This window comes from Pseudomonas sp. MDT1-17, from assembly GCF_054898105.1.
On the sequence record NZ_JBUBVM010000001.1, the window covers coordinates 5,325,037 to 5,350,456 of the forward strand.

Below are 25,420 nucleotides of genomic sequence, written 5' to 3' on the forward strand. Positions count from 1 at the left end.
GCGACCCCAGTGTACAAATGGCGGGCTGCTGTCAGGAAACAGGCTTCAAAAGCGCTACTGCGGTCATCCGTAGCCCCTCTGAAATCCCCTAAACACCGTAGCCCTATTGGTAAGACGCGACATTTAATTATAAGATCGCGCCTTCCCCTATTTCGTCGCCCCGTGCGGCTTACGCCGCAGGTCTCGCCCGTTTCTCAGTTAAACAAGGCTTTGAGTATCTGCGGTCTGTTGCAAAAAGGTAGTCAATGATGAGCGCAAGGCACTTTCTCTCCCTGATGGATTGCACGCCCGAAGAGCTGGTCAGCGTGATCCGTCGAGGCATTGAGCTCAAAGACCTGCGTAACCGCGGCGTACTGTTCGAGCCTCTGAAAAACCGCGTACTCGGGATGATTTTCGAGAAATCGTCGACCCGCACCCGTATTTCGTTCGAAGCCGGCATGATCCAGCTCGGTGGCCAGGCGATCTTTCTGTCGTCGCGCGACACCCAACTGGGCCGTGGCGAGCCGATCGGCGACTCCGCGATCGTGATGTCGAGCATGCTCGACGCCGTGATGATCCGTACCTTTGCCCACAGCACCCTGACCGAATTCGCCGCCAACTCCCGCGTGCCTGTGATCAACGGCCTGTCCGATGACCTGCACCCATGCCAGTTGCTGGCCGACATGCAGACGTTCCTCGAACACCGCGGCTCGATCCAGGGCAAAACCGTGGCCTGGATCGGCGACGGCAACAACATGTGCAACAGCTATATAGAAGCGGCGATGCAGCTCGACTTCCAGTTGCGCATCGCTTGCCCGGAAGGCTTTGAACCCAACCCTGAGTTCGTGGCAAAGGCCGGTGATCGGGTCACCATCGTCCGCGATCCGAAGGATGCCGTACGCGGCGCCCACCTGGTCAGCACCGACGTCTGGACCTCCATGGGCCAGGAAGAAGAAACCGCCAAACGCCTGAAGCTGTTTGCACCGTTCCAGGTCAACCGCGCCCTGCTCGACCTGGCCGCTGAAGACGTGCTGTTCATGCACTGCCTGCCGGCCCACCGTGGCGAGGAAATCAGCGTCGACTTGCTCGATGACAAGCGCTCCGTCGCTTGGGATCAAGCCGAAAACCGTCTTCACGCACAAAAGGCCCTGCTCGAGTTTCTCGTCGAACCGGCGTACCACCACGCATGAGCCATCCATTACTGCTTAACCTGCGCAACCTCGCCTGCGGCTACCAAGACCAGCGGGTCGTTCAGAACCTCAACCTGCATTTGAATGCCGGCGACATCGGTTGCCTGTTGGGCTCTTCGGGTTGCGGCAAAACCACCACTCTGCGGGCCATTGCCGGTTTCGAACCGGTGCACGAAGGTGAAATTCAGTTGGCGGGCGAGACGATCTCCCGCGCCGGTTTCACCCTCGCTCCGGAGAAGCGCCGGATCGGCATGGTGTTCCAGGACTACGCGTTGTTCCCGCATTTGAGCGTGGCGGAGAACATCGCCTTCGGGATCCGTAAACACCCGCAAAAAGATCGCGTCACCGAAGAGTTGCTGGAGCTGGTCAACCTGAAAAACCTCGGCAAACGCTTTCCGCATGAGCTATCCGGCGGCCAACAGCAGCGCGTCGCACTGGCCCGCGCCCTGGCACCGGAACCGCAACTGTTGCTGCTCGACGAACCCTTCTCCAACCTTGATGGCGAGTTGCGACGCAAGCTCAGCCATGAAGTGCGCGACATCCTCAAGGCCCGTGGCACCAGCGCGATTCTGGTGACCCACGACCAGGAAGAAGCCTTCGCGGTGAGCGATCATGTGGGGGTTTTCAAGGAAGGTCGTCTGGAGCAGTGGGACACGCCCTACAACCTGTACCACGAACCGCTGACGCCGTTTGTCGCCAGTTTCATCGGCCAGGGTTATTTCATTCGCGGTCAGCTGAGCAGCCCCGAGTCGGTGCAAACCGAATTGGGTGAGTTACGCGGTAATCGTGCCTACACCTGGCCGGTTGGCGGTGCGGTGGATGTGTTGCTGCGTCCGGACGATATCGTTTATGCACCGGACAACGGTTTGAAAGCGCGGATCGTCGGCAAGTCTTTCCAGGGTGCGTCGACCTTGTATCGCTTGCAGATGCCGACCGGTGCGCAGCTGGAGTCGATTTTCCCGAGCCATGCTGATCATCAGGTGGGTTCGGAGGTCGGCATTCGTGTCGCGGCTGAACATTTGGTGCTGTTTCAGGCATCGGGCAGTACGGCGGCGCAGATTCCGGTCGTCGAGTCCGGCGTCCGTCGCCACAGCACCGCCCACTAAACCAGCGCTAAAAGATCGCAGCCTTCGGCAGCTCCTACATTGGAATACGTACACCTGTAGGAGCTGCCGGAGGCTGCGATCTTTTTCGGGGTCAACCCAGCATTAGCGTTCCGCTCGCAACGAGCGTCGCATTTCCGCCAATTCTCACCCGATCCCCTTCCAGTCGACAGAACAACTCCCCGCCTCGCGCCGAACGCTGATAAGCCGTCAGGCTCGACTTGCCCAAACGTTTCGACCAGTACGGAATCAGGCTGCAATGGGTGGAACCGGTCACCGGGTCTTCGTTGATGCCGATCGCCGGGGCGAAGTAGCGGGACACAAAGTCATGCTTGCTGCCCCTGGCCGTGACAATTGCCCCCGGCCACGGCAATTTCGCCAGCGCCGCCATGTCCGGCTGACATTCGAGCACTGCCTGCTCGGACTCCAGCACCACGAACAACTCGTTCGACCCCAGCACATCAACCGCTTCCACACCCAGCGCGCGCTCGACATCCAGGGTCACGCCCACTTCCGACGGCACGATGGCCGGGAAGTCCAGCCACAAGCGCTCACCCTCACGGCTCACACTCAGCGGGCCGGACTTGCAGACGAAGTCCAGTCGCTCGACCGGCTCTTTATAGATTTCAAACAGAACGTAAGCGCTGGCCAGAGTGGCATGACCGCACAACGGCACTTCGGTGGTCGGGGTAAACCAGCGGATGCGCCAGCCCTGCCCTTCGCGCACCACGAAGGCGGTTTCGGCGAGGTTGTGCTCGGCGGCGATCTTCTGCATCAGCTCATCGGCAAGCCAGGCATCGAGGCGATAGACCATCGCCGGATTGCCACTGAACGGCCGATCACTGAACGCATCAACCTGGTGAAATTCAAGCTGCATAACCTTCTCCCTTTGTCAGGCCACCGAGCATGCAGTTGCCGACAACGCGGCACCAGTGACAGAGCCCGTTAATTTGCACCATAAAGCGCCGGGCTGAAAGCCCGCGTCAGGCGCGGCCGATATCAGCGAACGTCGCCTGGGTATGTTCGGCCAGCACCGCGGGTGCCAATTCGACTTCCAGCCCACGTCGTCCCGCGCTGACAAAAATGCTGGCGAAGGGCTGAGCTGAATGATCAATAAAGGTGCGCAAGCGCTTTTTCTGTCCCAACGGGCTGATCCCGCCCAAGAGGTAACCGGTGGATCGTTGCGCAGCGGCAGGGTCGGCCATTTCGACTTTTTTCACGCCCGCAGCATGAGCCAGGCCCTTCAAATCCAGACTTCCGACGACCGGCACCACGGCCACCAGCAATTCACCTTTCTCACTGGCTGCCAGCAAGGTCTTGAATACCTGAGCCGGGTCCAATCCCAGTTTCTCCGCGGCCTCCAGCCCATAGGACGCCGCCTTCGGATCATGTTCGTAACTGTGCACACGATGTTCGGCACGAACTTTTTTCAACAAATCCAATGCGGGGGTCATGGCAGCTCCAGGCTTGGCGACAGAAGAAAATACTGCGCTGAATTCTAGGCCATTGATCAATAAAAGGCTCTATTACGGCACTATTTCAAAGGCTTGGCGGAGCCTTCTGCCGTTCGTCCACGTTCAGCCTTTCGCGTGAACGATGTGGTCATTCACATGACTAATAGTTCGATTGTGACTGACGGTTCACTTTCGACCTTTGACAGCAGCGTTTCTTGTCTATATTTTTTCGAAACTGAATACTGTACGAATGTCTTACCGCAGCACCCAGCAGCAGGCCGAGAACAGGATGGGGATTCTGCCACGGTGAAAATCGCGCTTTGACCCTGATGCCAAAGCGCCAGACAACAACAAAAACGAGGTTTTCAATGACAACTGCTTTACAACAACCGTCACTCTCCAGCCAATGCATGGCCGAATTTTTGGGTACAGCGTTGCTGATCTTTTTTGGTACGGGTTGTGTTGCCGCGCTCAAGGTCGCGGGCGCCAGCTTCGGCCTGTGGGAAATCAGCATCATCTGGGGCATCGGCGTGAGCATGGCGATCTACCTGACCGCCGGCGTTTCCGGGGCTCACCTCAATCCCGCCGTCAGCATTGCCCTGAGCATTTTCGCTGACTTCGAAAAGCGCAAATTGCCTTTCTATATTCTCGCCCAGGTAGCGGGTGCCTTCTGTGGAGCGTTGTTGGTTTACACGCTTTACAGCAATTTATTCTTCGATTACGAACAAACACACCATATGGTTCGTGGCACTCAGGCCAGCCTCGAATTGGCATCGGTGTTCTCCACCTTCCCCAATCCGGTCTTGTCCACGGCACAGGCCTTCCTGGTTGAAGTGATCATCACCGCCATTCTGATGGGCGTGATCATGTCCCTGACAGACGACAACAATGGCTTGCCAAAGGGCCCGCTCGCTCCGCTGCTGATCGGCCTGCTGATTGCCGTGATTGGCAGTTCGATGGGACCGCTGACCGGTTTTGCGATGAACCCGGCGCGTGACTTCGGTCCTAAACTGATGACTTTCTTCGCTGGCTGGGGTGAAATTTCCTTCACCGGCGGGCGCGATATCCCGTATTTCCTGATTCCGATTTTTGCACCGATTGTCGGTGCCTGCCTCGGCGCTGCCGCTTATCGCGGGCTGATTGCCCGTCATCTGCCCAGTGCCATACCTGCTACAAAGGAATCAGTACCGGCCATTGACGGCAAACCAAGAACTTCTTGATACCGTTGGCGCGTGATCCTGCCCATAAGAGCGCGTGCCAGACCTCACTCCCTTTTTTCGTCCAAGGCAATCGACATGACCGACACTCAGAATAAGAACTACATCATTGCCCTCGATCAGGGTACGACCAGCTCCCGCGCGATCATTTTCGACCGCGACGCGAATGTGGTCTGCACCGCCCAGCGCGAATTCGTTCAGCATTACCCGCAAGCCGGCTGGGTTGAACATGACCCGATGGAAATCTTCGCCACCCAAAGCGCCGTGATGGTCGAGGCCCTGGCTCAAGCCGGCCTGCATCACGACCAGGTCGCCGCCATCGGCATCACCAACCAGCGCGAAACCACCGTGGTCTGGGACAAGTCCACCGGCCGCCCGATCTACAATGCGATCGTCTGGCAGTGCCGCCGCAGCACCGAGATCTGCCAGCAGCTCAAGCGCGATGGCCACGAGCAATACATCAGCGATACCACTGGCCTGGTCACCGACCCGTACTTCTCCGGCACCAAGCTCAAGTGGATCCTCGACAACGTCGAAGGCAGCCGTGAGCGCGCGCGCAAGGGCGAACTGCTGTTCGGCACCATCGACAGCTGGTTGATCTGGAAATTTACCGGCGGCAAGGTACACGTCACCGACTACACCAACGCCTCGCGCACCATGCTCTTCAACATCCACACGCTGGAGTGGGACGCGAAGATGCTGGAAGTCCTCGACATCCCGCGTGAGATGCTGCCGGAAGTGAAATCGTCGTCGGAAGTCTACGGCCACACTAAAAGCGGCATTGCCATCGGCGGTATCGCCGGTGACCAGCAAGCGGCCCTGTTCGGCCAGATGTGCGTCGAGCCTGGCCAGGCGAAAAACACCTACGGCACCGGCTGCTTCCTGCTGATGAACACCGGCGACAAAGCCGTGAAGTCCAAGCACGGCATGCTCACCACCATTGCTTGCGGCCCGCGCGGCGAAGTGGCTTACGCGCTGGAAGGTGCAGTGTTCAACGGCGGTTCTACTGTTCAGTGGCTGCGTGACGAACTGAAGATCATCAACGACGCCCACGACACCGAATACTTCGCCAACAAGGTCAAGGACAGCAACGGCGTGTACCTCGTGCCAGCCTTTACCGGTCTGGGCGCTCCGTATTGGGACCCGTATGCCCGTGGAGCCCTGTTCGGCCTGACTCGCGGCGTACGCGTAGATCACATTATTCGTGCAGCGCTGGAGTCGATTGCCTACCAGACCCGCGACGTTCTCGACGCCATGCAACAGGATTCCGGCGAACGCTTGAAATCCCTGCGCGTGGACGGCGGTGCGGTGGCGAACAATTTCTTGATGCAGTTCCAGGCCGACATCCTCGGCACTCGGGTCGAGCGTCCGCAAATGCGCGAAACCACCGCACTGGGCGCGGCTTACCTGGCCGGTCTGGCCTGTGGCTTCTGGGCCAGCCTGGATGACTTGCGCGGCAAGGCTGTGATCGAGCGCGAATTCGAGCCGACACTGGACGAAACCGCGAAGGAAAAACTCTATGCCGGCTGGAAAAAAGCCGTCAGCCGCACCCGCGATTGGGAACCGCACGAGGGCGCTGAATAAGCCAAGCCCGGGACACGAATAGGGTTGTAACTGGTCGGGAGCAGATTCCTGCGGCATCATGGGCAAATTTTTGCACGGCAGCCCAAAGGAAGCCCCATGAATCTGCCTCCCCGTCAGCAGCAAATCCTCGAACTGGTCCGCGAACGCGGCTATGTCAGCATCGAGGAAATGGCTACGCTGTTCGTCGTTACACCGCAAACCATCCGCCGCGATATCAATCAGCTCGCGGAAGCAAATCTGTTGCGTCGCTACCATGGCGGCGCCGCTTACGATTCCAGCGTCGAAAACACCGCCTACGCCATGCGTGCCGACCAGATGCGCGATGAAAAACAGCGTATCGGCGAAGCCATTGCCGCGCAGATCCCCGATCACGCCTCGCTGTTCATCAATATCGGTACCACCACCGAATCGATTGCCCGGGCGTTGCTCAATCACAATCACCTGAAAATCATCACCAACAACCTCCACGTGGCCTCGATGCTCAGCGCCAAGGACGACTTCGACGTTCTGCTGACCGGTGGCAATGTGCGGCGTGACGGTGGTGTGGTCGGCCAGGCCAGCGTCGACTTCATTAACCAGTTCAAGGTTGATTTCGCCCTGGTCGGCATCAGCGGTATCGATGAAGACGGCAGCCTGCTGGACTTCGACTATCAGGAAGTTCGGGTATCCCAGGCGATCATCGCCAACGCCCGGCAGGTAATCCTTGCGGCCGACTCCAGCAAATTCGGGCGCAACGCCATGATTCGCCTGGGGCCTATCAGCCTGATCGATTGCCTGGTCACTGATCAGCAGCCTGTGCCGGCGTTGGCGCAGTTGTTGAGTCAGCACAAGATTCGGTTGGAAGTGGTTTAAGGCTTTCAGCCTCTAAAGATCGCAGCCTTCGGCAGCTCCTACAGGATTTGAGTGAACCTGTAGGAGCTGCCGAAGGCTGCGATCTTTTGCATTTAATGTTCGGAAATTTTCCTTTAACGGCCCTTCGATCAGTATTTTCAATCGAAGTTGACTGGCCGTGGGCGTCTTTATGGGCTACCATTTTCGCAAATGAACATTAATGTTCGAATTCCAATACCGAAAATCATAAAAGCCGAGGCCAGCCGATGCCCACTTCTACCTTGCCTACGCCCCCTCTCGCTGAGGTCTACGATATCGCCGTCATCGGTGGTGGGATCAATGGCGTGGGGATTGCAGCGGATGCCGCCGGTCGCGGTCTGTCGGTGTTTCTTTGCGAAAAGGATGACCTGGCCAGCCACACCTCGTCGGCCAGCAGCAAGTTGATCCACGGTGGCCTGCGCTACCTCGAACATTACGAATTCCGCCTGGTGCGCGAAGCCCTGGCCGAACGCGAAGTGCTGCTGGCCAAGGCTCCGCACATCGTCAAGCAGATGCGCTTCGTGCTGCCACACCGCCCACACCTGCGCCCGGCCTGGATGATCCGGGCCGGCCTGTTCCTTTATGACCACTTGGGCAAGCGCGAAAAACTCGAAGGTTCGAAAAGCCTGAAGTTCGGCCCGGACAGCCCGCTGAAAAGCGAAATCACCAAAGGCTTCGAATACTCCGATTGCTGGGTCGACGATGCTCGTCTTGTGGTACTGAACGCCATGGCCGCTCGCGAAAAAGGCGCCCATGTTCACACCCAGACCCGTTGCGTCAGCGCCCGTCGCACCAAGGGCCTGTGGCATCTGCATCTGGAACGCGCCGATGGCAGTCTGTTTTCGATCCGCACCAAAGCACTGGTCAACGCCGCTGGCCCATGGGTCGCCAAGTTCATTCGGGATGACCTGAAGATGGAGTCGCCGTACGGCATCCGTCTGATCCAGGGCAGTCACTTGATCGTGCCAAAACTGTACGAAGGCGAACATGCGCACATTCTGCAAAACGAAGATCAACGCATCGTGTTCACCATTCCGTACCTGAACCACTTCACCCTGATCGGCACCACCGACCGCGAGTACACCGGCGATCCGGCTGCAGTGGCGATCACCGAAGGCGAAACCGATTACCTGTTGAAAGTGGTCAACTCCCATTTCAAGAAACGCATCAGCCGCGACGATATCCTGCACAGCTATTCCGGTGTTCGTCCGCTGTGCAACGACGAATCCGACAACCCGTCGGCCGTCACTCGCGACTACACCCTGGCGTTGTCGGGCACTGGCGAAGAAGCACCGCTGCTATCGGTGTTCGGCGGCAAGCTGACGACCTACCGCAAACTGGCAGAGTCGGCGCTGGCGCAACTGACTCCGTACTTCAAAGACATCAAGCCAAGCTGGACCGCCAGCGCTACCCTGCCGGGTGGCGAAGACATGACCACCCCGCAGGCGCTGAGCTCACTGATCCGCGACAAGTTCGATTGGGTCCCGAGCGAAATCTCGCGCCGCTGGGCCACCACCTATGGCAGCCGTACCTGGCGCATGCTTGAAGGTGTGCAAAACCTCAGCGACCTGGGCGAACACCTCGGTGGCGGTCTCTACACCCGCGAAGTCGATTACCTGTGCAGCGAAGAGTGGGCGACCACGGCGCACGACATTCTGTGGCGCCGCAGCAAGCTGGGGCTGTTCACCACCCCGGCGGAGCAGCAAAAGCTGGCGGATTACCTGAACAAGGTCGAACAGAACCGCAGCAAGATCCAAGCGGCCTGATCGGCAATCCAATTAAAAAGCCCTTGAATCTTACGATTCAGGGGCTTTTTCGTTTGAGAGAAGATCTTCGGCATTCGGTTTTCCGAATGCGACCTGTCGGTCAATTCGGTTAACCGGATTCTCCAACGCCAAAAACCACGCCATAAATATTTAATATCCTTATAAATCAATAAGTTGATCTATTCGGCCTGGCCTGGCACGAGTCATGCTCTACACTCTTGGACGAATGTACTGTCGTATCCACCCTTCAGGTGCCGCCACACATTCGAAGCACAAAAGGGCCGATGAACTGGCTCCATAAAAAAAACAATGTCGAGGAAAATTTGATGCGCATCGTTCCCCATATCCTGGGCGCAGCCATTGCTGCCGCTCTGATCAGCACTCCAGTTTTCGCCGCCGAACTCACCGGCACCCTGAAGAAGATCAAAGAGTCCGGCGTTATCACCCTCGGGCATCGTGACGCTTCCATTCCGTTTTCCTATATCGCGGACGCTTCCGGCAAACCGGTTGGCTACTCCCACGATATCCAACTGAAAATCGTCGAAGCCATCAAGAAAGACCTCGACTTGCCGAATCTCCAGGTCAAATACAACCTGGTCACCTCGCAGACCCGTATCCCGCTGGTGCAGAACGGCACCGTGGACGTCGAGTGCGGCTCCACCACCAACAACGTAGAACGTCAGCAGCAAGTTGACTTCTCCGTCGGCATCTTCGAAATCGGCACCCGCCTGCTCTCCAAGAAAGACTCCACGTACAAGAATTTCGACGACCTGAAAGGCAAGAACGTCGTGACCACCGCGGGCACCACGTCCGAGCGCATCCTCAAGTCGATGAACGCCGACAAGCAGATGGGCATGAACGTCATCTCCGCCAAAGACCACGGCGAATCCTTCCAGATGCTGGAATCGGGCCGCGCCGTCGCGTTCATGATGGACGACGCACTGCTGGCCGGTGAAGCGGCCAAAGCCAAGAAGGCGAGTGACTGGGAAGTGACCGGTGATCCGCAGTCCTACGAAATCTACGGCTGCATGGTTCGCAAGGGCGACGCGCCGTTCAAGAAAGCGGTGGATGACGCGATCGTCGCCACTTACAAGTCCGGCGAGATCAACAAGATCTACGAAAAATGGTTCATGGCGCCAATCCCGCCAAAAGGCCTGAACCTGAACTTCCCGATGAGCGACGAACTCAAGGCCCTGATCGCCAATCCGACCGATAAAGCGGCTGACGACAAGAAATCCTGATTTCTGACTAACCTTACCTCCTGAGAGGGCACTGCTCTTTCAGGAGGTTGTCACTCCCTGCTGGCATTTTTGGAAACACTCGAACCGGTGGCTGTCGAGCCGATCGCGTGTGCCTGATCGACAAGATCAGGTGGGAACGGAGCTTCCCCAGGCGGGCATTTGTACATTGATCGATCTGAGGGGAGACCCTAATGAATTACAACTGGGACTGGGGCGTTTTCTTCAAGTCCACCGGCGTGGGCAGCGAGATTTATCTCGACTGGTACCTCACCGGTTTGGGCTGGACCATCGCCATCGCCATCGTGGCCTGGATCATCGCTCTGACGCTGGGCTCTATTCTGGGCGTCATGCGCACCGTACCGAATCGCATCGTGTCGGGCATCGCGACCTGCTACGTCGAACTGTTTCGTAACGTACCGCTGCTGGTGCAGCTGTTCATCTGGTACTTCCTGGTGCCCGATCTGCTGCCGCAAAACCTGCAGGACTGGTACAAGCAGGACCTGAACCCGACCACCTCGGCGTTCCTCAGCGTTGTTGTCTGCCTGGGCCTGTTCACCACCGCCCGCGTTTGCGAACAAGTGCGCACCGGCATCCAGGCGCTGCCCAAAGGCCAGGAAGCCGCCGCTCGCGCCATGGGCTTCAAGCTGCCACAGATCTACTGGAACGTGCTGCTGCCCCAGGCCTACCGGATCATCATTCCGCCGCTCACCTCGGAATTCTTGAACGTGTTCAAGAACACCTCCGTCGCCTCGCTGATCGGCCTGATGGAACTGCTCGCGCAGACCAAACAAACCGCCGAGTTCTCCGCCAACCTGTTCGAAGCCTTCACCTTGGCGACCCTGATCTACTTCACCCTGAACATGAGCCTGATGCTGCTGATGCGCATGGTCGAGAAGAAAGTCGCCGTACCGGGCCTGATCTCCGTAGGGGGTAAATGATGGAATTCGACTTCTCGGGCATCATCCCGTCCCTGCCGGGCCTGTGGAACGGCATGGTCATGACCCTGCAATTGATGGCGCTGGGCGTGGTCGGCGGGATCATCCTTGGCACGATCCTGGCCCTGATGCGCCTGTCCCACAGCAAACTGCTGTCAAACATTGCCGGCGCCTACGTTAACTACTTCCGCTCGATCCCGCTGCTGCTGGTCATCACCTGGTTCTACCTCGCGGTGCCGTTCGTGCTGCGCTGGATCACCGGCGAAGACACCCCGATCGGCGCGTTCGCCTCCTGCATCGTGGCGTTCATGATGTTCGAAGCGGCGTACTTCTGCGAAATCGTCCGGGCCGGCGTGCAGTCGATCCCCAAGGGCCAGATGGGTGCTGCCCAGGCCCTGGGCATGACGTACGGCCAGATGATGCGTTTGATCATCCTGCCGCAAGCGTTCCGCAAGATGACCCCGCTGCTGCTGCAACAGAGCATCATCCTGTTTCAAGACACCTCGCTGGTCTACGCCGTCGGCCTGGTGGACTTCCTCAATGCTTCGCGCGCCAGTGGCGACATCATCGGCCGCTCCAATGAGTTCCTGATCTTCGCAGGTCTCGTGTACTTCACAATCAGCTTTGCCGCCTCGCTGCTGGTCAAGCGTCTGCAAAAAAGGTTTGCCGTATGATCTCTATCAAGAATGTCAACAAGTGGTATGGCGACTTCCAGGTACTGACTGACTGCAGCACCGAGGTCAAAAAAGGCGAAGTGATTGTGGTATGCGGGCCGTCCGGCTCCGGCAAATCCACCCTGATCAAATGCGTCAACGCCCTGGAACCGTTCCAGAAAGGCGACGTGGTGGTCGATGGCACGTCCATCGCCGACCCGAAGACCAATCTGCCGAAATTGCGTTCACGCGTCGGCATGGTGTTCCAGCATTTCGAATTGTTCCCGCACCTGACCATCACCGAAAACCTGACCATCGCGCAGATCAAGGTGTTGGGTCGCAGCAAGGAAGAAGCCACCAAGAAAGGCCTGCAACTGCTTGAGCGCGTCGGCCTCTCGGCTCACGCCCACAAGCACCCGGGCCAGCTCTCCGGTGGCCAGCAACAGCGTGTGGCGATTGCCCGTGCGCTGGCGATGGACCCGATCGTCATGCTGTTCGACGAACCGACCTCGGCGCTGGACCCTGAAATGGTCAACGAAGTACTCGACGTGATGGTGCAACTGGCCCACGAAGGTATGACCATGATGTGTGTGACCCACGAAATGGGCTTCGCCCGCAAAGTGGCGGACCGGGTGATCTTCATGGACCAGGGCAAGATCATCGAAGACTGCAAGAAAGAGGACTTCTTCGGCGACATCACCCACCGTGCCGAGCGTACACAGCATTTCCTTAACAAGATTCTGCAGCACTAAGAAAAGCACCGCTCCCCAAAATGTGGGAGCGGGCTTGCTCGCGAAAGCGGTGTGTCAGCCAACTTCACTGTTGAACATGACGGCCTCTTCGCGAGCAAGCCCGCTCCCACACTGGGCCGGTGGTGGTCTGGAGATTTGTGTTGTGGTTGACCCAAGGCATCTGTGATGAAATGCGACCCCACTCTCTATCGCGCCGCGCCGCCATCACTCGCCGTGAAACCCCGTCTGATTCGCCATCTGTTCCTGCCGCCACTGGTCATCGCCCTGATGATCGGATTGGGTTACCTCGGCTTCTGGGTCAGTGAACACTACGGGATTCGCAGCCTCAGCGAGAACGGCCAGCGTCAGCTGGAACTTCACGCCCGCGCCGTCGAGAGCGAGATCAGCAAGTACACCTACCTGCCCAGCCTGCTGGAACTCGAATCCAGCGTTTCGAAGCTGTTGGCCGACCCGTCACCGGAACACCGGCAGACGGTCAATGAATACCTCGAAGGCCTGAACCGGCGCAGCCGCAGTCGGGCTATCTATGTGATGGACACCACCGGCCGTGTCATGGCCACCAGTAACTGGCGCGATGTCGACAGCTACCTGGGCGAAGACCTGTCCTTCCGCGCCTATTTCCAGAATGCCGTTCGCGGTCAGCCGGGGCGCTTCTATGGCATCGGCAGCACCAGCGGCGAACCCGGTTACTACCTGGCTCATGGCCTGGAAGAACACGGCAAGATCATCGGCGTCGCGGTGGTCAAGGTCCGACTCGAAGCCATGGAAGAACGCTGGCAGCGCGCGCGGCTGGAAGCTTTCGTCAGCGATGAAAACGGCATCATCATTCTTTCCAGCGATCCGGCACGGCGCCTGAAATCGGTTGTTCCGTTGAGCGACGAAACGAAAGAAAAGCTGGCCCGCAGCCTTCAGTACTACTGGTTCCCGCTGAACGAACTGCAACCGCTGGCCCGGGAAAAACTGGCCGAAGGCGAGGAAAAACTGACCTTCCCCGCCAACAGCGAAGTGGAATCAGATGAAGAGGACATTAGCTACCTGTCGCAAACCCGGCCATTGAGCGATACCCCGTGGAATTTCACCCTACTCACCCCCCTGCAGGATTTGCGCCGCGAAGCGATCAGTCAGGGGATTCTGGTGGCGGTGGCGTTTGCCCTGGTGGCGTTCCTGCTGATCGCCTGGAACGAGCGGCGCAAGGTCATTGCCACCCGCCTCGCCGCCCGGGAAGCTTTGCAGGAAGCCAACAATCAACTGGAGCGTCGGATTACCGAACGCACCACTGATCTGCGCGCCAGCAACGAACGGCTCAAGGGCCAGATCCGCGAACGACGTCTGGCCGAAGAGACGCTACGCCGCGCCCAGGATGAACTGGTGCAAGCTGGCAAACTCGCGGCCATCGGCCAGATGTCCACCAGCATCGCCCACGAATTGAACCAGCCACTGGCAGCGCTGCGCACATTGTCCGGCAACACCGTGCGTTTCCTTGAGCGTGGCCAACTGGACGTCGCCAGCACCAACCTCAAGACCATCAACGAACTGATCGACCGCATGGGCCGGATCACCGCCAGCCTGCGTTCGTTCGCTCGCCGTGGCGACGACAAAGGTCAGGCCAGCCTCGGCAAAGCGGTGGATGCAGCCTTGCAGTTGCTCGGCGGTCGCGTGGAAAGCGCTCATCTGCAACTGCACCGAGACTTCGCCGATCATCAGGTGCAGATCGACCAGACCCGCCTCGAGCAGATTCTGGTCAACCTGATCGGCAACGCCCTCGATGCCATGCAGGCACAGCCTCTGCCGGAGTTGTGGCTCGAAGGCGAAGCGTTCGATGGCAAATATCGCCTTCGTGTACGCGACAACGGCCACGGCATCGACGCCGAAGCACGCAAACATCTGTTCGAACCGTTCTTCACCACCAAACCCGGCGAACAGGGCCTTGGCCTCGGTCTGACCCTGTCAGCGAGCCTGGCCGCTGCCACCGGCGGTCATCTGGGTGTCGAACACCCGGCCAGCGGTGGTACCACCTTCGTCCTCAGTTTACCGTTGGTAAGCCCCACTCACGCCGAGCCAATATGAACAACGAACTTAGTGTGCTGATCGTCGAAGACGACCCCCATGTGCTGCTCGGCTGCCAACAGGCGCTGACCCTGGAAGACATACCCTGCGTGGGCGTCGGCAGCGCCGAAGAAGCGCTGGAGCGGGTCGGCGACAATTTTGCAGGCATCGTCATCAGCGACATCCGCCTGCCAGGCATCGACGGTCTGGAATTGCTGACCCGACTCAAGGCCCGCGACCGCAGCCTGCCGGTGGTACTGATCACCGGCCACGGCGACATCTCCATGGCCGTCGGCGCGATGCAGAAAGGCGCCTATGACTTCATGGAGAAACCCTTCTCACCCGAACGCCTGGTGGATGTGGCCCGTCGCGCGCTGGAACAACGCAGCCTCGCGCGGGAAGTCTCTTCGTTGCGTCGGCAACTGGCGGAACGGGATTCCCTCGAAGGCCGGATCATCGGCCGCTCGCCGGCCATGCAAAACCTGCGTGAATTGATCGCCAACGTCGCCGATACATCAGCCAACGTGCTGATCGAAGGCGAGACCGGCACCGGTAAAGAGCTGGTTGCGCGTTGCCTGCACGACTTCAGTCGGCGGCACACCCAGCAGTTTGTCGCGCTGAATTGCGGTGGACTGCCGGAAAACCTGTTCGAAAGCGAAATTTTCGGTCATGAAGCCAACGCCTTCACCGGCGCTGGCAAACGGCGGATCGGCAAGATTGAACACGCCGACGGCGGCACGCTGTTCCTCGACGAAGTGGAAAGCATGCCGCTGACGCTGCAAATCAAACTGCTGCGGGTGTTGCAGGAACGCACCCTCGAACGCCTTGGCTCGAACCAGAGCGTTGCGGTGGATTGCCGGGTGATCGCGGCGACCAAGTCCGATCTGGATGAGTCGAGCAAGGCTGGCGAGTTTCGCAGCGACCTGTATTACCGCTTGAACGTGGTGACCCTAGAATTGCCACCGTTGCGCGAACGACGCGAAGACATCCTGCAATTATTCGAACACTTTCTGCAGCAGTCGTCCCTGCGCTTCGACCGCGCGGTGCCGGACCTGGACAACCAGACCCTGTCGAATCTCATGAGCCACGACTGGCCGGGTAACGTGCGCGAACTGCGCAACGTCGCCGAGCGCTTTGCCCTCGGCCTGCCGGCCTTCAAGAAGTCCGGCACCAGCGGCAGCAATCAGGGCCTGGCCTTCGCCGAAGCGGTAGAAGCTTTCGAACGCAACCTGCTCAGCGACGCCTTGCACCGCAGCGGCGGCAACCTGACCCAGGCGAGTATGGAACTGGGTATGGCCAAGACCACGCTGTTCGACAAAGTGAAGAAGTACGGGCTGAGCCACTGATGGACCTGATTCCCACGCGGGAGCGTGGGAACGATCTCAGCCGTTAACCGTGCCGCCTTTTGATTCGCTCATGATTTGCCGAATCGCCCCGACAAAGGTCTCCACCGGCTGGCCACCGCTGACTGCGTATTGCCCGTTGAACACCACGGTCGGCACCGAGCTGACGCCGCGCGACAGCCACAACTGCTCTTCCTCGCGAACCTCTTTGGCGAACTCGTCCGACGCCAGAATCGCCTCGGCCCGCTGCCGGTCCAGTCCGACACTTTCAGCAATCTGCGCTAACTGTTGGTGATCGGACGGATTACCGCCATCGGTGAAATACGCCTTGAACAGCGCCTCTTTCAGATTGAACTGCAGCCCTTCCAGTCCCGCCCAGAACAGCAAGCGATGGGCATCGAACGTGTTGTAGATACGGCTGTTGCCGTCCGTGCGAAAGGCAAACCCGACCTCGGCACCGCGCGTGCGGATCATCTCGCGATTCTTCTGCGATTGCTCAGGCGTCGAGCCGTACTTCTCGGTGATGTGTTCGGTGATGTTCTGCCCTTCAGCCGCCATCTTCGGGTTCAGTTCGAACGGCTGGAAACGGATCTCGGCCTGCACCTCATCGCCCAGCAAATCCAGGGCTCGGGTCAGGCCATACAGGCCGACGACGCACCAGGGGCAGGACACGTCGCTGACGAAATCGATTTTCAGGGGGTTACTCATCAAACACCTCGCAGACTGGAACGCGCCGGAAAGTTTGAACAATACACCCGACGTGGCCGAGGTGGCAGCCGTTCCACTCCCCCTGTGGGTTAGAGAAGGTTCGGTGCCGCCACCGGATCAATCTGCGCCCAATGCGAGGTGTCTTCGCGATGGGCCTGCAAGTACGGCAACACCGCCGCCAGCAACGGTGCCTTGAACGCCTCCTGGAAACGATGCGCCAGACCCGGAATCAACTTCAACTGACTGCCGCGGATATGCGCCGCCAGGTGCACACCGTGCATCACCGGCAACAGCGGATCAGCGGTGCCGTGGACCACCAGCGTCGGAACGCGCAGCTGATTGAGCAGCGCCACGCGACTACGCTCGGCGAGGATCGCCATGATCTGGCGCTTCACGCCTTCGGGGTTGAACGCCCGGTCATAGGACTGCGCCGCCTGATGCAGTAGCGCTTGCCGATCATCGCTCACCGTCGGGCTGCCCAGCGCCGCCAGCAAATCGGCTTGCTGCTCCAGCGCCACTTCGCGATTGGGCGCCCCACGGCGCGACAACAGTTGCACCAACTCCGCACTCGGCGCCGGCAAGCCTTCGGCCCCGGAGCTGGTCATGATCAACGTGAGACTTTCCACACGCTGCGGCGCAATGGCCGCCATATGCTGGGCGATCATCCCGCCCATGCTCGCGCCCAGCACGTGGAATTGCTCGACGTGCAACGCATCCATCAATCCAAAAGCATCGTCAGCCATATCGGTCAAGGTGTACGGCGCCGACACCGGCAAACCGAGTTTGTAGCGCAGCACTTCGAACGTCAGGTTGGCGTCGACGGGCGCTTGCCGCCAGGTCGACAGGCCGACATCGCGATTGTCATAACGAATCACCCGGAACCCCTGCTGACACAGCGCGACCACCACCTCGTCCGGCCAGTGAATCAACTGCCCGCCCAGGCCCATCACCAGCAACAACGCAGGGTCTGACGCACGGCCGATGCTCTGGTACGCCAGGGTTACCTGCGCCAGATCGACATGCTTGGTCGGAACATTGATATCGCAACGAGACGCCGCCAGGGACGGCAGGCCAAACAACAGCGCGGCCAGGAAAACCGCTGTCGAGAAAAATCGTGCACACATGAAAAAACACCGAAACGCAGAACCCCAGTAGAGCGCGAGTCTGATGAAGTTTGTTCAAGCGCGCTGCCACAGTTACGTGACAGTTTGATGAAGAGTGCTGAACGGTCATGTACCTGGATAGAACGTGGGCCACCTACACCGCTGGTCAAAAAGATGCTCATACCTGTTATTTCTGACAGTAGGCAAATCCACCCGCCTCGCATTCAATCAACGGACCGTCACCGGGCGCACGATATCCCTGTCTGCGTCTGCTTAGCTGACCGGAGATGCCCATGACTATTGATACGCAGCCCATTCGTCTGCAAGACGTCGACGACACGCAAGAGGATTACAACCCGCTCTATCGTGACCCCGGCGCGATAGGCACGTTTGCGCTATTTCCACTTTACATCCCGCTGGCAATCGAACTGGTCATCGGCGCGAGGGTCGGAGTTAATTATCATTTGGCTCACAACCACACAGAAGGGCTGTTAGTGCTGGTCGGGGCCTATGATAATCAAAACGAATACGACGCCATCACGGTTTTCTGCGACAAAGTCGTGGTTGCAACGACATTAGTGGCCGCTGATCACAACAACAAGGACATAGCGCTGTACATTCCCGCGAGGAATCTGTCCTCCGGCATCAAAAAAATGCACTACAGCATCCAGCGCGTCAGTGAAAATGAATCGGTACCGTCCCCAGACCTCGACGTCCTGATCAAATTCGAAGCGCCCGGTGGTATTGACCCGCGCCCCGATGTACCGGCCCATCAGTTATTGAAAGCACCCATTCTTCCCGCTGAAATCATGCTGGAGGGAGTGATCACCCAGCCGTGGATAGAGAGTGGGTTTCCAGTCACTATTGCGGCTTATGAGGTCATGGCGGAGGGTGATGTCATTACCCTCAGTTGCCAAGGGATCAAACTCAAACACACCGTCCAAAAGACTGACGTGGGCAAGAGCATCGAGATACCGATCACCCGAGAGCACCTGCTGAACATTCAAGATACGCCCAAGGCTGTGTTCGTTTACATGATCCGCGACCAGGTTCACAACCGCTCCAGCGACTGGTCTGAAGTCACCACGGTAGCCCTCGAGGCTGGCAGCATCCGCCTCCCTCCTCCACTGGTGAAGGATGTCAACGAATATGACCAACTGCCTCTTGATGACCTGAACTATAGGGACGCTATTGTACAAGTCGTCGCCCTTGGTCCGGGTTTTGTGCGTGGTTACAAAGTGCTCATCACCGTGAGCTGGGAAGCTGCTAGCGGTGAAACCCTCAGCTACACACAAGAAAAAGACATTAAGACACCGAGCATTATGGCGTTCCCGGTGCCCTACAACACATTGTTGGATATTCCGTCAGGCCCCGTCAACGTGGCATATGAGGTGATTCAACCCAACGGCACAAGAACACCATCCAGCCGCTACACGTTCATCCTGATACCAGAAACCATCCTGCTGCCTGCACCGGAGATTCCCGACGCCGATCGCGGCTTCCTGTCGTCTAGCCTGCTGGAAACCATCGTGTACGCCGGTCCTTATGAGTCGATGGCCCTCAATGATCTGGTGAGATTGAGTTGGCGAGGGACACGTCAGGATGGCGGTCCGTATTTACACATGACACAACGCCGGGTCAGCCAGGCGCTGCTGAAAAAACGTGTTCCCTTCGCCATCAACGGTGCCGAGCATATCGTCGGGCTCAACCGGGGAAGTGTTGAGGTCTCCTACCAAGTCATCCGGACGAGTGGCGTGCTCGACTCTTTCACTGAGCAGGTGCATGTCGGTCCAGTACGACCGGTTCTGCCAGCTCCTACCGTGGAAAAGGCCGTCAACAACGAGCTCTTGCCTGAACAAATAAAGGGCGGGGTCGATGCAAAGGTTGCACCTATCCAGAGTTTGAAAGATCGGGACGTGTTGCACTTCAAACTGGAGGGCACGACTGCGGAACACAGCTTTACCGACTCATTGCCCATCGATGCGAGCTCATCAACCGAGGCGTTTTACTTCTGGCTGGAGCAGAAGCTACTGGAGTCCAACCTTGGCGAAGATGTCAGGCTCTACTACTGGGTCACCCATCGTAGCGAACTGCCAAGGGCCTCTGAGGCGCTGGCGCTACGGATCGGCGTTCCCATTCTGGTGCTGGATAAACCTAATGCCCCGCTCGCACCTGACGACATTCTCAATCCGCTGGATGGGCAAAAAGGTGTCCCTATCGAAGTTCGGTACATGAAAATGTCCGACAAAGACCACATAACTCTGATCGTTAAAGGCACATCCCAGGAAGGAAGTCCGGATATTTCGCCTCAGTTTGGTAACCGCGACGGCGTTGTTACCTTCCTCCTGCCAGCCAGTGCCGTGGGCGCCAATATCGACAGTAAAATACTGGTCACTTATAGGGTGGTGCGAAAAGGTGCGCCGGATCAAACCTCGGACCTACTGACATTGACTGTTCAGAAAATCCCGACTCCTGAATTCAACCTGCCCACGCCAAAAATCAGCGAGGCAAAAGACACGACAATTCTGGACATGCGACTTTTTACCGGTGATGCGACGTTCATCGTGACCAAGTGGATTTACAGCCTTGCCGGGCAACGCTGCTGGTTGGTTTTCACGAGTCAAGGCTTCCCGGAGCTGCGTGTTCTTAACGGCGAGGCGATCAGTCCCAATGAAGCACTGCAAGGGGTCACGAGAAAGGTCATACGCCAATGGCTGACCAATCTTGGACACGGTCGTGAGTTTCAGGTGACTTTTAGCGTCGCGTTCTCCAGAGATGCAACACAAGCGCAAGCAACGATCTTCCCCATCGAGACTTACTTGACTGTCGCCAAACCCTGCAACTTGCCTCCTCCGATCGTGGATCTTGCGGTAAACGGAAGCCTGGATCCGGAGCAGGTATTGGCGAGCGGTCTACCGGCAAGGGTTGATCCGAAAGAGAAATACGCAGTGGGTGATCGGGTCAGACTCTCCTGGAAGGGTGCAGGCGCCAATCACCTGACCGAGGAGCAGATCGTCAACAGTACCAACACTGCGTTGATGTTCAGTGTGCCGAAGACCGTCGTCAATGCTAACGCCGGACATACGGTAAGTCTGGTGGCCGAAGTCACTCGCGGTACCGACAAAGTGGAGTCGACACCGTTGACAATTGCCGTACTTTTCGAGTTCCGGTTCGACAACAACCCGATGGCCCTGACAATCACCACGATCCAGACGACTCGTTGGACGGCCACCGGAGCAAATCCACTTGGCAGCGCCATGACACGTACACCTACAACTGGCTATCCACCCTATACCTATCGCTCGACAGCGCCGCATATCGCAAAGGTTGAACAGATTGGCAACAGTTGCCAGGTCACCGCGACAGGAGGCGGTTCGACCCAGGTGATCGCTACCGATTCACGCGGACGAATGAAGACGGTGCCGGTGTCAGTGACACAACAGAGGTACAACTTGATTCAAGCGCCTCGCCAGATGAGAGTCTCTGAGGCGATCACCTGGAGGCTTCAAAACAATGGCCTGACGCTGAATTCGATCCCCAATGCCGCCGCGATCCTGACGACCATGTACCACATCCCCAACCCCCTTCCACTGAAAGCGACCTGTCTTGCACAGGCTGGGGACAGTTACCGTTCGGGGCAGTTCTTGTTTGAAGGACATCAAATGGGTCAATTCTGGATTGCCGTCGGCGGGCTCGGCAATGGAGGAGATCTTCCCTACGACGTGGTTTGCGTCTTCCGCGTAAGTTAATCGGCCCTACTTCTCCCGCAACAAAAACGCCCTTTTTTAAGGGCGTTTTTTTCATTCATGCCAACGGAATGCGCAACTACCGGGCGGCCGCCACCATGTTCACCAACGCCGCCTCTGTCTCCGGCCACGCCCGCCCCCCCCAGTAGAGCGCGAGTCTGATGAAGTTTGTTTAAGCGCGCTGCCACAGTTACGTGACAGGTTGATGAAGAGTGCCGAGTGTTCATTGGAGATGAGCGGTGGCTTACCACTGGTCAGAAAACCAGCCTGACCTGTTATTTCTGACAGTAGCCGGATCACCCGCCATGGCATTCAATCTGTACCTGCGAGCTCTTCCACGCACGCTCATCCATCCTCTGCCAACAGGTCATCCCAATGAGTATCTACGCGGTCCCGCCGAACAGCCCAGACTCGAACATCGATACCCGCCAGGTCGACGTGCTGCCCCCTGTTCCGCAGGCGGGCGATATACGCATTAATGCCATCAGCCCACTGCTGATTCCCAACCTGGTGACGGGATTACCGGCAGATGAAAACGTGCTCGGTGGCATCAACCTGGCCATGACTGAAGACCGTGACAATCCCAACGACCCAAACGAGTCCAGAGGCGTTTCAACCTATATCGATCCTTGGGTCAATCAGGCGCCGGGGGATAAATGGACCGTAAGAGCACGCCACATCAACGACCTCACCTCCATTGCTCTGCGCACGGACGACGTGAGTGCCACGCAACTCAATCAGCGAATTCACGCGCGGCTACCGGGCCATTTGCTGCGTAACGGCATCAACGAGTTGTACGTCGGCGTGCTGCGACTGAGCGCCGGCCCGGGGGGTGAAGAGGACGAAGCACAGTCTCCACGCCTGCCAGTGCTGATTCTCAAGGATCTTCCCGGCGGTCCCGACCCGGATCCCGAACGCCCCGACCATCAGAATCTTGCCCCTCCCACGGTCAGCGCCGACATCCTGAAAAACGGTGTCACCCAGGATCAGCTCAACCGAGGCGTGGAGGTCAGCTGCCCGCCCCACCTGTTCATGCGCAAGAACTCCGAAATCACGTTGCATTGGGGCGATCAAGTGATGAGGCTGCTCGTGACGGAAGCCGACGTGGGTCAGCCGATCCGATTCCTGGTCACCCGGTCAACCATCGAAGCCGCCGGCGATTCGAAGCGCCTGTCGGTGTATTACAGCCTGCGGGATGTGGTGGACAACCGCTCGGCCGACAATTCGCAAAGGCTGATGCTGGTCGTCAACACCCGGCTCGACCTGTTGGATGCGCCCAACGTTAATGATGCAGATGAAAACGGCATCGTCGATCTTCAAGCGCTCGCCGGCCGCGATGCACTGGTCGTCATTTCCTCTCCGCCGATCAGCTTCGTGACCTCGGATCAGGTGGTTCTGCATTACGCCGGCGTGGCAGCCAATGGCGAGATCTACGCCGAGAACTTTGTGGTGCCCGTCATCCGCAACGGTCGCACTCTGAACTTTGATCTCCCTCACTACTGGCTCAGACGATGCGTACATGGCCAAGCCGTGCTTTCGTACACCTTGACCCGCAACGGTGAAGTGCGCAGATCCAGAAGCGCGGGCATCAGGATCGATGGGCTACCGATCCAGCTGCCGGCCCCTGAAGTGCCGGAATCGGCCGGCGGCGCGCTGCCCGCCGACACACCGGGTGCCCAGGTCAGGGTGCTGAAGCTGGTGGGCGCTATCGCCAACGATGTCGTACGGATTTACTGGGAAGGCACGGCGGCCGATGGTTCGACACCTTTACCCTATATCACTCAGCGCCAGCTCGACGCCGAGTTGGCCAAACAGGACATCTTTTTTACTGTTGCGCGCCAAAACATCGAGCCGCTGATCAATGGGCGGCTGAGGGTTCGTTACGAAGTCTTTCGCAATGGCCGTCTGCTGGACACCTCCGAGATTCTGGAGTTGTTCGTCGGCGTCGCCGCCACCCAGTTGCCAGCGCCCACAGTACCCAATGCCCCCGGCGATGTATTGATTCCGGAAAATTTCCCCAACGGTACCGATGCGGTGATAGCGGTCTACATCGACATGCAGACCCTGGATCGCATCGTGTTCGACTGTGTTGGTACCACCCCGGCGCAATCCTATCGCCGGGTACTGGACCTGGAGCCCGCGATGGTGGGCCAGCCCGTGAAGCTCCCGATCCCCGCCCAGACCATTGCCAGCAATCGCGGCCAGAGCGTGCAATTGGTCTACACCACGACCAATGCGGCCACCCAAGTCCAGCGCATCTCCGAGCGCCGGATCCTGACCATCCGCGCGCCGATCCCGGTGCCGGGCATCAGTGTCGTCAGGGATGCCAGCAACGCTGTCATCCCCAGCAATGGCAGCACCTACAGCACCACAGTCACACTGTCCGGCCCCCGGGGGGCTAATAGCCCGGTCGAGATTTTGGATAACGACAACGTGATTGCTACCGTCCCCGCAGGCGCTCAGGGCATCTGGACCTCCCAACCCTTGCCGATGACCACAGGCAGCCATCGGTTCACCGTTCGAACCCCTGGCTCGACTCAGGAATCGGCATTGTGGGCAATCACCGTGCTGCTGATACACCCCGTCGCTATCAATTCGTTGATCGACGGCAACAACGTCGCCATTGGCAATGGCGGCGCCACGTTCAGCACCACGGCAACGCTACGCGGCACGGCAACGCCCGGCGAGCAAGTGCAGATTCTGCTCAACGGCACCGTACGGCAAAACGTTCCTGTCGACTCTAAGGGTAACTGGACGTACACCATCAACCCTCTCGCCGTGTTCGCCCATCGCTTCCTTGCCCGTCCGGTTCCCGCAAACAGGCCGGATTCCAACGCCTGGGTGCTGAACGTCCGCTCGGAATGGACGGACATCAACACCCTCTTCCAGAACAATTCCTACGATGGCTGGCTGCTGCACAACGCGGCGCGATGCGGTTCAATCCGGGGTTGGCAGGGTCGGCCGATGTTCTGCAACTTCACCGACTTCGGTGCGCCGACAGGCTTTGCCGGGACAATCTTCTACCGGGATCTGACCTTTCTGCCCGGCACTTATCAGTTCCGGGTGAACGCCACGCACATTGCTGAAGGAGGCCCTAACCCGAATCTACTCAATCCAATCCTCAGCCTCACCGAAGACGGTCAGTATCTGAGGGTTGACCGAGCGCTACCTAAAGATGGCCGGTTCTACGACCTCATACTTAACTTGACCGTCACCACCCGACAACGTCGCCGACTGTATGTAAACAATTTTCAGGACGGCAGCAACGGCAACGACTACGTGATTTCTCAGATTTCGGTCATACGCACCTCTGGAGGCGGAGGGGGTATCTTGACCGCACCGGAAGAATTCCACGACTTGCCACCCTATGAAGGTCCGTTGCCAACGATCGACATGCCGCAGCGTAAAAAGTAGCCAGCCACGCCTGCGAAGCCACGCGTCACGCCCTTCCGTTGAGGGGCGTTTTTTCTGGATAACCGCACAAACCGCTCGGGATCAAACACTTTTCCCGGCTCTGAACGAAAAACAGCGGAGCACGCAATGTGTTCCGCTGTTTTTGCCTCGGTTCGAAATCAGGCCAGTTGACTGCGCAACTGCCGCGCCGCCGCCACCATGCGTCCCGAACCAGGAGACTCGTATAACCGCTGGTCAGAAAGCCGGCCCTACCTGTTATTTATGACAGTAGCCAGCCTGCGATATTGAGTGTGCAATCAGTCTCTAACGCGCCATC

Annotated in this window: 18 protein-coding genes; 14 read left to right on the top strand and 4 right to left on the bottom strand. The window is 58.5% G+C overall.

Annotated features, from left to right (window positions below; genetic code table 11):
* Window positions 1-248: 248 nt before the first annotated feature.
* Together argF and ACYZTX_RS24720 are read left to right on the top strand one after the other, a co-directional pair.
* A complete protein-coding gene (argF, locus tag ACYZTX_RS24715) occupies window positions 249-1,169 on the top strand; it encodes an ornithine carbamoyltransferase (RefSeq protein WP_462036235.1) in 921 nt (306 codons plus the stop codon).
* Complete coding sequence (locus ACYZTX_RS24720) at window positions 1,166-2,275, top strand: ABC transporter ATP-binding protein (RefSeq protein WP_462036236.1); 1,110 nt, start codon at window positions 1,166-1,168, stop codon at window positions 2,273-2,275. The genes argF and ACYZTX_RS24720 overlap by 4 nt, the downstream gene beginning before the upstream one ends.
* 91 nt (window positions 2,276-2,366) lie before the next feature.
* Here ACYZTX_RS24720 and ACYZTX_RS24725 read toward each other — a convergent pair whose 3' ends face one another.
* Window positions 2,367-3,149: a PhzF family phenazine biosynthesis protein gene (locus ACYZTX_RS24725; protein WP_462036237.1), complete on the bottom strand. Its 783-nt coding sequence runs from the start codon at window positions 3,147-3,149 to the stop codon at window positions 2,367-2,369.
* Window positions 3,150-3,255: 106 nt separating this feature from the next.
* Window positions 3,256-3,726 carry a Cys-tRNA(Pro) deacylase gene (gene ybaK / locus ACYZTX_RS24730; RefSeq protein ID WP_462036238.1) on the bottom strand — a complete coding sequence of 157 codons (471 nt, stop codon included), beginning with the start codon at window positions 3,724-3,726 and terminating at the stop codon, window positions 3,256-3,258.
* Window positions 3,727-4,094: 368 nt separating this feature from the next.
* Here ybaK and ACYZTX_RS24735 point away from each other — a divergent pair, with 368 nt between their 5' ends.
* The 10 genes from ACYZTX_RS24735 to aauR all read left to right on the top strand — a co-directional run bounded on the left by ACYZTX_RS24735 (window position 4,095) and on the right by aauR (window position 16,136).
* Window positions 4,095-4,946, top strand: a complete 852-nt coding sequence (locus ACYZTX_RS24735) for an MIP/aquaporin family protein (protein ID WP_462036239.1) — start codon at window positions 4,095-4,097, stop codon at window positions 4,944-4,946.
* A gap of 75 nt (window positions 4,947-5,021) precedes the next feature.
* The gene (gene glpK, locus ACYZTX_RS24740) at window positions 5,022-6,527 is read left to right on the top strand and encodes a glycerol kinase GlpK (RefSeq protein WP_462036240.1); all 1,506 of its coding nucleotides are present in this window, start codon (window positions 5,022-5,024) and stop codon (window positions 6,525-6,527) included.
* Window positions 6,528-6,623: 96 nt separating this feature from the next.
* Complete coding sequence (locus ACYZTX_RS24745) at window positions 6,624-7,379, top strand: DeoR/GlpR family transcriptional regulator (protein ID WP_007916700.1); 756 nt, start codon at window positions 6,624-6,626, stop codon at window positions 7,377-7,379.
* Window positions 7,380-7,624: 245 nt separating this feature from the next.
* Window positions 7,625-9,163: a glycerol-3-phosphate dehydrogenase gene (gene glpD / locus ACYZTX_RS24750; RefSeq protein WP_462036241.1), complete on the top strand. Its 1,539-nt coding sequence runs from the start codon at window positions 7,625-7,627 to the stop codon at window positions 9,161-9,163.
* Window positions 9,164-9,489: 326 nt separating this feature from the next.
* On the top strand, window positions 9,490-10,404 hold the full coding sequence (locus ACYZTX_RS24755) for a glutamate/aspartate ABC transporter substrate-binding protein (protein ID WP_462036242.1): 915 nt from the start codon (window positions 9,490-9,492) through the stop codon (window positions 10,402-10,404).
* Window positions 10,405-10,595: 191 nt separating this feature from the next.
* Window positions 10,596-11,342 carry an amino acid ABC transporter permease gene (locus ACYZTX_RS24760; RefSeq protein ID WP_461955493.1) on the top strand — a complete coding sequence of 249 codons (747 nt, stop codon included), beginning with the start codon at window positions 10,596-10,598 and terminating at the stop codon, window positions 11,340-11,342.
* Window positions 11,342-12,013, top strand: a complete 672-nt coding sequence (locus ACYZTX_RS24765) for an amino acid ABC transporter permease (RefSeq protein ID WP_150631210.1) — start codon at window positions 11,342-11,344, stop codon at window positions 12,011-12,013. Before ACYZTX_RS24760 ends, ACYZTX_RS24765 begins: the two co-directional genes overlap by 1 nt.
* Window positions 12,010-12,744 (top strand): amino acid ABC transporter ATP-binding protein, encoded by a 735-nt coding sequence (locus tag ACYZTX_RS24770; RefSeq protein ID WP_109634476.1) that lies wholly within the window; start codon window positions 12,010-12,012, stop codon window positions 12,742-12,744. Before ACYZTX_RS24765 ends, ACYZTX_RS24770 begins: the two co-directional genes overlap by 4 nt.
* A 165-nt stretch (window positions 12,745-12,909) precedes the next feature.
* Window positions 12,910-14,811 carry a two-component sensor histidine kinase AauS gene (aauS, locus tag ACYZTX_RS24775; RefSeq protein WP_462036243.1) on the top strand — a complete coding sequence of 634 codons (1,902 nt, stop codon included), beginning with the start codon at window positions 12,910-12,912 and terminating at the stop codon, window positions 14,809-14,811.
* Complete coding sequence (gene aauR / locus ACYZTX_RS24780; RefSeq protein WP_462036244.1) at window positions 14,808-16,136, top strand: two-component response regulator AauR; 1,329 nt, start codon at window positions 14,808-14,810, stop codon at window positions 16,134-16,136. Before aauS ends, aauR begins: the two co-directional genes overlap by 4 nt.
* A gap of 36 nt (window positions 16,137-16,172) precedes the next feature.
* Here the strand turns inward: aauR and ACYZTX_RS24785 are convergent, their stop codons facing one another.
* Window positions 16,173-16,841, bottom strand: a complete 669-nt coding sequence (locus ACYZTX_RS24785; RefSeq protein ID WP_462036245.1) for a DsbA family oxidoreductase — start codon at window positions 16,839-16,841, stop codon at window positions 16,173-16,175.
* A gap of 89 nt (window positions 16,842-16,930) precedes the next feature.
* A complete protein-coding gene (locus ACYZTX_RS24790) occupies window positions 16,931-17,965 on the bottom strand; it encodes an alpha/beta fold hydrolase (protein WP_462036246.1) in 1,035 nt (344 codons plus the stop codon).
* Between the two features lie 272 nt (window positions 17,966-18,237).
* Between ACYZTX_RS24790 and ACYZTX_RS24795 the strand changes: the two genes are divergently transcribed.
* Together ACYZTX_RS24795 and ACYZTX_RS24800 are read left to right on the top strand one after the other, a co-directional pair.
* Window positions 18,238-21,693, top strand: coding sequence for a hypothetical protein (locus ACYZTX_RS24795; protein WP_462036247.1), 3,456 nt, complete (start codon window positions 18,238-18,240; stop codon window positions 21,691-21,693).
* Window positions 21,694-22,065: 372 nt separating this feature from the next.
* Window positions 22,066-25,104 carry a hypothetical protein gene (locus ACYZTX_RS24800; protein ID WP_462036248.1) on the top strand — a complete coding sequence of 1,013 codons (3,039 nt, stop codon included), beginning with the start codon at window positions 22,066-22,068 and terminating at the stop codon, window positions 25,102-25,104.
* Window positions 25,105-25,420 lie beyond the last annotated feature (316 nt).